The sequence below is a fragment of the Streptococcus sp. HMSC076H09 genome, from assembly GCF_001811765.1.
In the GTDB taxonomy this organism is placed as follows: domain Bacteria; phylum Bacillota; class Bacilli; order Lactobacillales; family Streptococcaceae; genus Streptococcus; species Streptococcus agalactiae.
In genome coordinates this window covers 50,730-62,668 of record NZ_KV806589.1, presented here as the reverse complement: position 1 = coordinate 62,668, position 11,939 = coordinate 50,730, and the positions used below count along the sequence as shown (strand labels likewise).

General features: G+C 38.3%; 9 protein-coding genes and 1 tRNA gene. All 10 read left to right on the top strand.

The window, feature by feature from the left end; all coding sequences use genetic code 11:
* Positions 1-46: 46 nt before the first annotated feature.
* The 10 genes from HMPREF2818_RS01140 (at position 47) to HMPREF2818_RS01095 (ending at position 11,776) form a co-directional block, all read left to right on the top strand.
* Positions 47-134: transfer RNA gene (locus HMPREF2818_RS01140), tRNA-Ser, on the top strand.
* Between the two features lie 235 nt (positions 135-369).
* Entirely contained in the window at positions 370-1,713 is a 1,344-nt protein-coding gene (gene pcsB, locus HMPREF2818_RS01135; RefSeq protein WP_000746078.1) for a peptidoglycan hydrolase PcsB, read from the top strand.
* Positions 1,714-1,836: 123 nt separating this feature from the next.
* Positions 1,837-2,805, top strand: a complete 969-nt coding sequence (locus tag HMPREF2818_RS01130; protein WP_000122450.1) for a ribose-phosphate diphosphokinase — start codon at positions 1,837-1,839, stop codon at positions 2,803-2,805.
* Between the two features lie 107 nt (positions 2,806-2,912).
* Complete coding sequence (locus tag HMPREF2818_RS01125) at positions 2,913-4,088, top strand: pyridoxal phosphate-dependent aminotransferase (RefSeq protein ID WP_000171453.1); 1,176 nt, start codon at positions 2,913-2,915, stop codon at positions 4,086-4,088.
* Positions 4,078-4,839 carry a DNA repair protein RecO gene (gene recO, locus HMPREF2818_RS01120; RefSeq protein WP_001266275.1) on the top strand — a complete coding sequence of 254 codons (762 nt, stop codon included), beginning with the start codon at positions 4,078-4,080 and terminating at the stop codon, positions 4,837-4,839. Before HMPREF2818_RS01125 ends, recO begins: the two co-directional genes overlap by 11 nt.
* A gap of 62 nt (positions 4,840-4,901) precedes the next feature.
* Positions 4,902-5,780, top strand: a complete 879-nt coding sequence (locus HMPREF2818_RS01115; protein WP_000420128.1) for a CPBP family intramembrane glutamic endopeptidase — start codon at positions 4,902-4,904, stop codon at positions 5,778-5,780.
* A 77-nt stretch (positions 5,781-5,857) separates the two neighbouring features.
* Entirely contained in the window at positions 5,858-6,850 is a 993-nt protein-coding gene (plsX, locus tag HMPREF2818_RS01110; RefSeq protein WP_000716823.1) for a phosphate acyltransferase PlsX, read from the top strand.
* Between the two features lie 10 nt (positions 6,851-6,860).
* Positions 6,861-7,100 (top strand): phosphopantetheine-binding protein, encoded by a 240-nt coding sequence (locus tag HMPREF2818_RS01105; RefSeq protein WP_000085641.1) that lies wholly within the window; start codon positions 6,861-6,863, stop codon positions 7,098-7,100.
* Between the two features lie 123 nt (positions 7,101-7,223).
* A complete protein-coding gene (gene purC, locus HMPREF2818_RS01100; RefSeq protein ID WP_000184494.1) occupies positions 7,224-7,928 on the top strand; it encodes a phosphoribosylaminoimidazolesuccinocarboxamide synthase in 705 nt (234 codons plus the stop codon).
* A 122-nt stretch (positions 7,929-8,050) separates the two neighbouring features.
* Positions 8,051-11,776: a phosphoribosylformylglycinamidine synthase gene (locus HMPREF2818_RS01095; RefSeq protein ID WP_001042254.1), complete on the top strand. Its 3,726-nt coding sequence runs from the start codon at positions 8,051-8,053 to the stop codon at positions 11,774-11,776.
* Positions 11,777-11,939 lie beyond the last annotated feature (163 nt).

Below are 11,939 nucleotides of genomic sequence, written 5' to 3'. Positions count from 1 at the left end.
GTGAGGTCGGTGGTTCGAGTCCACTCGTGCCCATTAATATTAATTTGGAGAATTACTCAAGAGGCTGAAGAGGACGGTTTGCTAAATCGTTAGGTCGGGTAACTGGCGCAAGGGTTCGAATCCCTTATTCTCCGTAAATATTATAATTTTAAGAGTAATTATACTCTTTTTTTATTTCTCTTTTAGTTTCACTATGGAGTAATTATATTGATAGAGTGAATAGAAGAAGGTTATCGTTTTCTAGATTTGATTATGGTTCATTTAGAAATAGTTGATTTCAAATATAAATGTAACAATGACGTAATATAATTTCGTGAATTTTTTGGTAAAATATTTAATGTCTTATCGTAAAGGAGTAGTTTAATAAAAATGAAAAAAAGAATATTATCAGCAGTCCTTGTGAGTGGAGTAACTCTTGGAACTGCTGCCGTAACAGTAAACGCTGATGACTTTGACTCGAAAATTGCTGCTACTGATTCAGTAATCAATACTTTATCAGGGCAACAAGCAGCAGCACAAAACCAGGTGACTGCTATTAAAGGACAAGTTGGTGCTTTAGAGTCTCAACAATCAGAATTAGAAGCGCAAAATGCTCAACTTGAGGCTGTATCTCAGCAGTTAGGTCAAGAGATTCAAACTCTTTCTAATAAAATTGTTGCACGTAACGAATCTTTGAAAAAGCAAGTTCGTAGTGCTCAAAAGGGTAACTTGACTAACTATATTAATACTATTTTAAATTCGAAATCAGTATCTGATGCTGTTAATCGTGTTGTTGCTATTCGTGAGGTTGTTTCAGCTAATGAAAAGATGTTAGCACAACAAGAGGCTGACAAAGCGGCCTTAGAAGCTAAACAAATTGAAAATCAAAATGCTATAAATACTGTAGCAGCTAACAAGCAAGCTATCGAAAATAATAAAGCAGCCTTAGCAACACAAAGAGCACAATTAGAAGCAGCTCAATTAGAGTTATCTGCTCAATTGACTACAGTCCAAAATGAAAAAGCATCTTTAATTCAGGCAAAAGCACAAGCTGAGGAAGCTGCGCGTAAGGCAGCTGAAGCACAAGCAGCAGCTGAAGCGAAAGCACAAGCTGAAGCGAAAGCACAAGCTGAGTCTGTAGCAAAAGCACAGGCAGCAGCACAAGTTGAGTCTGCCACAGCTCCTACTGAAACAGTTCAAACACAACCGAGAACTGAAATAAAGCCTTCTAATCTTACGGCTACTTCTTCGGCAACTACTGTTGCTACAACTACAGCTACAGCTACTAATGAGCCAAAAGTTACTCAACCTTCTGTAGTAACTAAAGCAGTTGAAGCACCTAAAGCAGTTGTTTCTTCAACACCTAGAGCGGTATCAAAACCTGTTGTCAGAAGTTATGATTCAAGTAACACATACCCAATGGGACAATGTACTTGGGGAGCTAAGTCAATGGCTTCTTGGGTTGGTAACTATTGGGGAAATGCTAATCAGTGGGGTGCTAGTGCACGTGCAGCTGGTTATTCTGTAGGAACTACCCCTCGTGTTGGTGCAGTAGCTGTTTGGCCATATGATGGTGGTGGTTACGGGCACGTTGCAGTAGTAACGTCAGTGGCTAACAATTCATCTATCCAAGTTATGGAATCAAACTATGCTGGAAATATGAGTATTGGCAATTACCGTGGTTCATTTAACCCTAGTGCTTCTGGCTCTGTTTACTATATTTACCCAAATTAATGAATACTAAGGAGATCTTTCGTGGTCTCCTTTTTGTTTATTAATTAGGTATGGTTTATTTTGGATTGAAAAATTGTGTAAAAAGCGTTAAAATGGTATAGGACTAAAGTTTTGGAGGAAATCATGTCTTATTCTAATTTAAAATTGTTTGCACTGTCATCAAACAAAGAACTAGCGAAAAAAGTGTCTCAGACGATTGGAATTCCGCTAGGTCAATCGACAGTTCGCCAATTTTCTGATGGTGAGATTCAAGTTAATATTGAAGAGTCTATTCGTGGCCATCATGTTTTTATTTTACAATCAACAAGCTCACCAGTTAATGATAATTTGATGGAAATTTTAATTATGGTTGACGCTTTAAAGCGTGCTAGTGCGGAGTCTGTTAGTGTGGTAATGCCTTACTATGGGTATGCTCGTCAAGATCGCAAGGCACGTTCTCGTGAACCTATTACTTCGAAACTCGTTGCGAACATGCTAGAAGTTGCTGGTGTTGATCGTCTTTTAACAGTTGATTTACATGCAGCTCAAATTCAGGGATTCTTTGATATTCCCGTTGATCACCTTATGGGGGCTCCCCTTATTGCAGATTACTTTGATCGTCAGGGATTGGTTGGTGATGATGTTGTTGTCGTTAGTCCTGATCATGGTGGCGTAACACGTGCACGTAAGCTGGCACAGTGTTTAAAGACACCGATTGCTATCATTGATAAGCGCCGTAGTGTTACTAAAATGAATACATCTGAAGTAATGAATATTATTGGTAATATCAAAGGTAAAAAATGTATTTTAATTGATGATATGATTGATACTGCAGGTACTATTTGCCATGCTGCAGACGCTTTAGCTGAAGCAGGGGCAACAGCGGTTTATGCTTCATGTACTCACCCTGTTTTATCAGGGCCGGCTTTGGATAATATTCAAAATTCAGCTATTGAAAAATTAATTGTGTTAGATACGATTTACCTCCCTGAAGAACGTTTGATTGATAAGATTGAACAAATTTCAATTGCGGAATTGATTGGTGAAGCTATTATCCGTATTCACGAGAAACGTCCTTTATCACCATTATTTGAAATGAATAAACTAAAATGACAAAAAACCTGTTATTAACAGGTTTTTTATCATTTAATGACGGAAAACTGGACACAAATTATTTTTCTTGTATAATTAAATATATTATTTCTTATCAGGAGGTTATGATGACATTAGAGAAACGATTTAATAAGTACTTAGATAGAATAGAGGTCTCCTTAATTCGTCAGTTTGATCAATCTATTTCAGATATACCTGGAATGGTAAAATTAACTCTTGGAGAACCAGATTTTACCACTCCTGATCATGTTAAAGAAGCAGCTAAATCAGCTATTGATGCGAATCAATCGTATTACACTGGTATGAGCGGTTTATTAGCTCTAAGGCAAGCTGCTGCAGATTTTGCAAAGGATAAATATAATCTTACTTATAATCCTGATTGTGAGATCTTGGTTACGATAGGTGCCACAGAAGCTCTGTCTGCATCTCTTATAGCTATTTTAGAAGCTGGTGATGTTGTTCTATTACCTGCCCCCGCTTATCCAGGATATGAGCCAATAGTTAACCTTGTAGGAGCTGATATCGTAGAAATTGATACTAGAGAAAATGACTTTAGACTAACTCCTGAAATGTTAGAAACGGCTATTATCCAACAAGGTGAAAAATTAAAGGCTGTTTTACTTAATTATCCTACTAACCCTACAGGTATTACCTATTCAAGGCAAGAAATTGCTGCATTAGCTGAAGTCCTTAAAAAATATGATATTTTTGTTATTAGTGATGAAGTTTATTCTGAGTTAACTTACACTGGTCAGCAGCATGTTTCAATTGCAGAATATTTACCTAACCAAACTATCTTAATTAATGGCTTATCAAAATCACATGCTATGACTGGTTGGAGAGTTGGATTGGTGTATGCTCCTGAAGCATTTATTGCTCAAATCATTAAAAGTCATCAATACATGGTGACAGCTGCTAGTACTATTTCGCAATTTGCTGGGGTAGAAGCCTTATCTGTGGGTAAAAATGATACGTTACCTATGCGTCAAGGATATATTAAACGTAGAGATTATATCATTGATAAAATGTCTAAACTTGGTTTCAAAATAATTAAACCGAGTGGCGCTTTTTATATCTTTGCTAAAATACCTGATAGCTATCCACAGGATTCTTTCAAGTTTTGTCAGGATTTTGCTTATCAACAAGCTGTAGCTATTATTCCAGGAGTGGCTTTTGGTAAATATGGTGAAGGATATATACGTCTTTCTTATGCTGCTAGTATGGAAGTTATTGAAACAGCAATGGCTAGATTGAAAGTTTTTATGGAATCATATGAGGGTTAGTCAAACATACGGTCTCGTTTTGTATAATCGTAATTATCGTGAAGATGATAAATTAGTTAAAATCTTTACGGAGACTGAGGGGAAAAGGATGTTTTTTGTAAAGCATGCTTCAAAGTCAAAATTCAATGCTGTGCTCCAACCTTTGACTATTGCTCATTTTATTTTAAAAATTAATGATAATGGTCTTTCTTATATTGATGATTATAAAGAAGTTTTAGCATTTCAAGAAACCAATTCAGACTTGTTTAAGTTGTCATATGCGAGTTATATTACTTCTTTGGCTGATGTGGCTATTAGTGATAATGTAGCGGATGCTCAATTATTTATTTTCCTAAAGAAAACGTTAGAATTGATTGAGGACGGTTTAGATTATGAGATTCTAACGAATATTTTTGAAGTACAACTACTAGAGAGGTTCGGTGTTGCTTTAAATTTTCATGATTGTGTTTTTTGTCATAGGGTAGGATTACCTTTTGATTTTTCACACAAATATTCTGGATTATTATGTCCAAACCATTATTATAAAGACGAGAGAAGAAACCACCTAGATCCTAATATGCTGTACTTAATCAATCGTTTTCAGTCAATTCAATTTGATGATTTACAAACAATTTCTGTGAAACCTGAGATGAAACTTAAAATTCGTCAATTTTTGGACATGATTTACGATGAATATGTAGGGATTCATCTTAAAAGTAAAAAATTTATTGATGATTTGTCTAGTTGGGGAAGTATTATGAAATCAGATTAAGTTGTAAAGAGGAACATGACATTAGTGTCATGTTCTTTTTTTTAATATTAGGATAAACTAATATGGAATTAATTTTTAGGATATTTGAGATGAAAAAAACATTATACATTACCAATAAACTCTTTTTTGCTAACTGGTTTGTGCCAGTTATTGGTGCAGTTCTAATTCAAGTTATCGGCATCATTGTAAGTAGACGCCTTGTAGTAAAATTGCTACCTGATGATTATAAATTCAATTTATACATTGCGCTTTTACTATTTGTTCCTATTTTGGCAAGTATTTTACTATTTTTAATCTATTTTCAAAAAAGGGATTTTACTTCCTTGGGATTTACTAAAGATAATAATGTTTTAACAACGATCTCAGGATTTATTACTGGTAGTTTACTGATGTTTTTTATTTATATTTGCCACTGGTTATCAGGTTTTGTGGAAATTTCTTCCAGCAATTCCTTTTCTTTTGGACCTTTTTTCTTTTTATTTCTTGCATACTTTATCCAAAGCTTGACAGAGGAAATTTTATTTAGAGGATATGTTATGACAACAGTTACCAAATTTAAAGGTAGTTTTGCAGGTGTTTTATGTAATTCTATGTTGTTTTCTTTTATCCACTTTAGAAACTATGGTATCACAGCAATAGCACTTTTTAATTTATTTTTACTTGGTATTATTTTTTCTATTCTTTTTAATATGACCAAAAATATTCTTTTTGTTACAGGAGTTCATACTACATGGAATTTTACTATGGGATGTGTATTAGGTAATAAGGTTAGTGGGGGGGATTCTCCTGTTTCTCTTTTTAGAATTACTGAAAATTCTAGCTTTGCTCTTTGGAATGGTGGGGATTTTGGTTTTGAAGGGGGAGTACTATGTTCTTTGATATTAGTAGGTTGTTTAGCATACTTTTCTTTGGAAAGCGTGAGAGTATCTGTTAGATATTAGCTATTATTGCCTTCTTGTGAAAAAAATAAAGAAACGTGCTATAATATAGCCACTAAGTTTTTATGAGGAGTTCATTCATGAAGAAAATTGCTATAGATGCTATGGGTGGAGATTACGCTCCCAAAGCTATTGTAGAGGGTGTTAATCAAGCTATTTCAGATTTTAGTGATATTGAAGTACAACTCTATGGCGATCAGAAAAAAATTGAGAAATATTTAACAGTAACGGAGCGAGTTAGTATTATTCATACTGAAGAAAAAATTAATTCTGATGATGAGCCTGCTAAAGCTGTTCGTCGTAAAAAACAGTCTTCGATGGTCTTAGGAGCTAAGGCAGTCAAAGATGGTGTTGCACAGGCCTTTATTTCTGCAGGGAATACAGGAGCTTTATTAGCTGCTGGTTTGTTTGTAGTAGGACGTATAAAAGGTGTTGATCGACCAGGCTTAATGTCAACTATGCCTACGTTAGATGGTGTGGGTTTTGATATGCTTGATTTAGGAGCTAATGCAGAAAACACAGCTTCTCATCTTCATCAATATGCTATTTTAGGGTCGTTTTATGCAAAAAATGTCCGTGGTATTGAAGTTCCTCGTGTAGGTCTCTTAAATAACGGAACGGAAGAAACAAAAGGCGATTCTCTTCATAAAGAAGCTTATGAACTGTTAGCAGCAGAGCCTTCTATTAATTTTATTGGAAATATTGAAGCACGTGATTTGATGTCTAGTGTAGCAGATGTTGTTGTCACTGATGGTTTTACTGGAAATGCTGTTCTAAAGACAATGGAAGGTACAGCTATGAGTATTATGGGAAGCCTAAAATCTTCAATTAAATCAGGTGGCGTGAAAGCTAAATTAGGAGCACTTCTATTAAAAGATAGCCTATATCAGCTAAAAGATAGTATGGACTATTCAAGCGCGGGTGGAGCGGTTCTTTTTGGTTTAAAAGCTCCAATAGTAAAATGCCATGGATCAAGTGATTCTAAAGCTGTTTATTCTACTTTGAAGCAAGTTCGTACAATGTTGGAAACTCAAGTAGTTGATCAATTAGTTGATGCCTTTACAGATGAATAGGAGTGAACTCATGTCAAGAGATGAAGTTTTTGAAAAGATGCTGGAATTATTAAGGCAGCAACTTGGTGACCCACAGTTAGATATCACACCAGAGTCATCGTTACATGATGATTTAGCAATTGACTCTATCGCTTTAACAGAGTTTATTATCAATTTGGAAGATGTGTTTCATCTAGAGATTCCAGATGAGGCTGTCGAACACATGTCAAGCGTCCAACAACTATTAGATTATATCATTGAACATAAGTAATAATAAAAAGGAAGAAAATACGAACGTTTCTTCTTTTTTTTGATTTTAAATAAAGTTTTTGTTGTATTAGATAATGTTGTGTGTTAGAATAACTCTTAAAATAAGAGAAAGGCGAATAATCAAGTGACTAACCAGCTTATTTATACAGGAAAAGCGAAAGATATTTATAGTACAAAAGATGAAAATGTGATTAGAACGGTCTATAAAGACCAAGCTACTATGTTGAATGGAGCTCGTAAGGAGACTATTGATGGCAAGGGAGCACTAAATAATCAGATTTCATCTCTTATTTTTGAGAAATTAAATATGGCTGGGGTGGTGACACATTATATTGAGCAAATTTCAAAAAACGAACAATTGAATAAAAAAGTTGATATTATTCCACTTGAGGTGGTGCTACGGAATGTGACAGCAGGCTCATTTTCAAAACGTTTTGGAGTGGAAGAAGGACACGTTCTTGAAACGCCAATCGTGGAATTTTACTACAAAAATGATAATCTGAATGATCCTTTTATCAATGATGAGCATGTGAAGTTTTTGGGTATTGTTAATGATGAGGAGATTGCTTATCTGAAAGGAGAGACTCGCCATATTAATGAACTCTTGAAAGATTGGTTTGCTCAGATTGGGCTTAACTTGATTGACTTCAAGTTGGAGTTCGGATTTGACAAGGATGGCAAAATCATCTTGGCTGATGAGTTCTCACCTGACAACTGCCGTCTCTGGGATGCTGATGGTAATCATATGGACAAGGATGTTTTTCGTAGGGATCTTGGTAGCTTGACCGATGTCTATCAAGTTGTACTTGAGAAGTTGATAGCATTGTAATTAGAAGAGGAAGGAATTGAATCCGTTCGGGAAACTCAGAAAAAAGATTGGGCTTACTGAAATCTCAATTTCAGACGTCCTCCTATTTTCGAGTCGCTCCCTTGTCGGACTTGGTATCTTATATGAATAAACGTATTTTTGTTGAGAAAAAGGCTGACTTTGGCATTAAATCGGCTAGTCTTGTGAAAGAGTTGACGCATAATCTACAACTGGCTTCTTTGAAGGATTTGCGTATCGTGCAGGTCTATGATGTCTTCAATTTGGCTGAGGATTTGCTGGCGCGTGCTGAGAAGCATATTTTCTCTGAGCAGGTGACAGACCGTCTTTTGACAGAAGCTGAAATCACTGCGGAGCTTGATAAGGTTGCCTTCTTTGCCATTGAGGCGCTTCCTGGTCAATTTGACCAACGTGCTGCTAGTTCGCAAGAAGCTTTGCTATTGCTTGGAAGTGACAGTCAGGTCAAGGTCAATACAGCTCAGCTTTACTTGGTCAATAAGGATATTGCAGAAGCAGAGCTTGAAGCCGTTAAGAACTATCTTTTGAATCCCGTTGATTCACGTTTCAAGGATATTACCTTGCCACTTGAAGTGCAGGCTTTCTCTGTGTCTGATAAGACAATCTCTAATCTTGATTTCTTCGAAACTTATCAGGCTGACGATTTTGCAGCCTATAAGGCAGAGCAGGGATTGGCTATGGAGGTCGATGACCTTCTCTTCATCCAAGATTATTTCAAATCAATCGGGCGTGTGCCAACTGAGACTGAGTTGAAAGTTTTGGATACGTATTGGTCAGACCACTGCCGTCACACAACCTTTGAAACTGAATTGAAAAACATTGATTTTTCGGCCTCTAAATTCCAAAAACAATTGCAGGCGACTTATGACAAATACATTGCCATGCGTGATGAGCTTGGTCGTTCTGAAAAGCCGCAGACACTTATGGATATGGCGACTATCTTTGGTCGTTATGAGCGTGCCAATGGTCGTCTGGACGATATGGAAGTCTCAGATGAAATCAATGCCTGCTCAGTTGAAATTGAAGTAGATGTTGATGGTGTGAAAGAGCCTTGGCTCCTCATGTTTAAGAACGAGACTCACAACCACCCAACAGAAATTGAGCCATTTGGTGGAGCGGCGACTTGTATCGGTGGTGCCATTCGTGACCCATTGTCAGGACGTTCATACGTTTATCAGGCTATGCGTATTTCAGGCGCAGGAGATATCACGACTCCGATTGCGGAAACACGTGCTGGTAAATTGCCACAACAGGTTATTTCTAAGACTGCGGCGCACGGCTATTCTTCATATGGTAACCAAATTGGGCTTGCGACAACTTATGTGCGTGAGTACTTCCACCCTGGCTTCGTAGCTAAACGCATGGAGCTTGGAGCTGTGGTTGGTGCTGCACCTAAGGAAAATGTGGTTCGTGAAAAACCAGAGGCAGGCGATGTGGTTGTCTTGCTCGGTGGTAAAACAGGTCGTGACGGTGTCGGCGGTGCGACAGGTTCATCTAAGGTTCAAACGGTTGAATCTGTGGAAACAGCTGGCGCAGAGGTACAAAAAGGGAATGCCATCGAAGAACGTAAGATTCAACGCCTTTTCCGTGATGGTAATGTCACTCGCCTAATCAAGAAATCAAATGACTTCGGTGCAGGTGGTGTCTGTGTTGCCATCGGTGAATTAGCTGATGGTCTTGAAATCGATTTGGACAAGGTGCCACTTAAATACCAAGGTCTTAATGGTACTGAAATTGCTATCTCAGAATCTCAAGAAAGGATGTCAGTTGTTGTTGGTCCAAGTGATGTGGATGCCTTCATCGCAGCCTGTAACAAGGAAAATATCGATGCAGTTGTTGTTGCGACAGTTACTGAAAAACCAAATCTTGTCATGACTTGGAATGGTGAAACAATTGTTGATTTGGAACGCTGTTTCCTTGATACCAACGGTGTTCGTGTCGTAGTTGATGCCAAAGTCGTTGACAAGGACTTAACAGTTCCAGAAGCGCGCACAACATCAGCAGAGACACTTGAAGCAGATATGCTTAAGGTCTTGTCTGACCTCAATCACGCTAGTCAAAAAGGTCTTCAAACTATCTTTGACTCATCTGTTGGTCGTTCAACCGTTAACCACCCAATCGGTGGTCGTTACCAAATCACACCGACAGAAAGTTCTGTTCAAAAATTGCCAGTTCAATATGGTGTGACAACAACAGCATCTGTTATGGCTCAAGGTTACAATCCTTATATTGCAGAGTGGTCACCTTATCACGGTGCTGCCTATGCTGTTATTGAAGCGACAGCTCGCTTGGTAGCAACGGGTGCTGACTGGTCTCGTGCACGTTTCTCTTACCAAGAGTATTTCGAGCGTATGGATAAACAGGCAGAGCGTTTTGGTCAGCCAGTATCAGCTCTTCTTGGTTCTATTGAGGCTCAGATTCAATTTGGTTTGCCATCAATCGGCGGTAAGGACTCTATGTCTGGTACTTTCGAAGAATTGACAGTACCACCAACCTTGGTAGCTTTCGGTGTGACAACAGCGGACAGCCGCAAGGTTCTCTCTCCTGAGTTTAAAGCGGCTGGTGAGAATATCTACTACATTCCAGGTCAAGCTATTTCAGAAGATATTGATTTTGACCTTATCAAGGCTAACTTTAGCCAGTTTGAGGCTATTCAAGCTCAACATAAGATTACCGCTGCCTCAGCCGTTAAATACGGTGGTGTCCTAGAAAGTCTTGCTCTCATGACTTTTGGTAACCGTATCGGTGCTTCTGTTGAAATTGCAGAGCTTGACAGCAGCTTGACAGCTCAACTCGGAGGCTTTGTCTTTACATCAGTTGAGGAAATTGCTGACGTTGTGAAGATCGGTCAAACTCAGGCAGACTTTACAGTCACTGTCAATGGAAATGACCTAGCTGGTGCAAGCCTTCTATCAGCCTTCGAAGGTAAATTAGAAGAAGTTTACCCAACAGAGTTTGAACAGGTAGATGCTATTGAGGAAGTTCCTGCTGTGGTATCAGATGTTGTTATCAAGGCTAAGGAAATTATTGAAAAACCAGTAGTTTACATCCCAGTCTTTCCTGGTACTAACTCAGAGTACGATTCAGCTAAGGCCTTTGAACAGGTTGGAGCTAGCGTCAACTTGGTGCCATTTGTAACCTTGAATGAGGCTGCTATTGCTGAGTCAGTTGATACGATGGTTGCTAATATTGCTAAGGCAAATATCATCTTCTTTGCTGGAGGTTTCTCAGCAGCGGATGAACCAGATGGCTCTGCTAAGTTTATCGTCAATATCTTGCTTAACGAGAAGGTTCGCGCAGCTATTGACAGCTTCATCGAAAAAGGTGGCCTTATCATCGGTATCTGTAATGGTTTCCAAGCCCTTGTTAAATCAGGTCTTCTTCCATACGGAAACTTCGAGGAAGCTGGTGAGACAAGTCCAACCCTCTTCTATAACGATGCTAACCAGCACGTTGCAAAGATGGTTGAGACTCGTATCGCAAATACCAATTCACCTTGGTTGGCAGGAGTTGAGGTCGGCGATATTCATGCCATTCCAGTTTCACACGGTGAAGGTAAATTTGTTGTCAGCGCTTCTGAATTTGCAGAGCTAAGAGACAATGGTCAAATCTGGAGCCAATATGTGGACTTTGACGGACAACCATCTATGGATTCTAAATACAATCCAAACGGCTCTGTCAATGCCATCGAAGGGATTACCAGCAAGAATGGTCAAATCATCGGTAAGATGGGGCACTCAGAACGCTGGGAAGACGGACTCTTCCAAAATATCCCTGGAAACAAAGACCAAAAACTCTTTGAAAGTGCTGTAAAATACTTTACAGGGAAGTGAGAGTGGGACAAAAATCGGTAATTCCAAAGGAATTCGATTTTGTCGTCCCCCTCCGCACAGTTGAGTGGGGCTGTAAGAGTTGATTTATCAGCGAATTAGAGCCCACTCAACCCCTACGTTTTGCGAACTAGATTATAAAAAATATGGAGGCTTAGGACTTTTG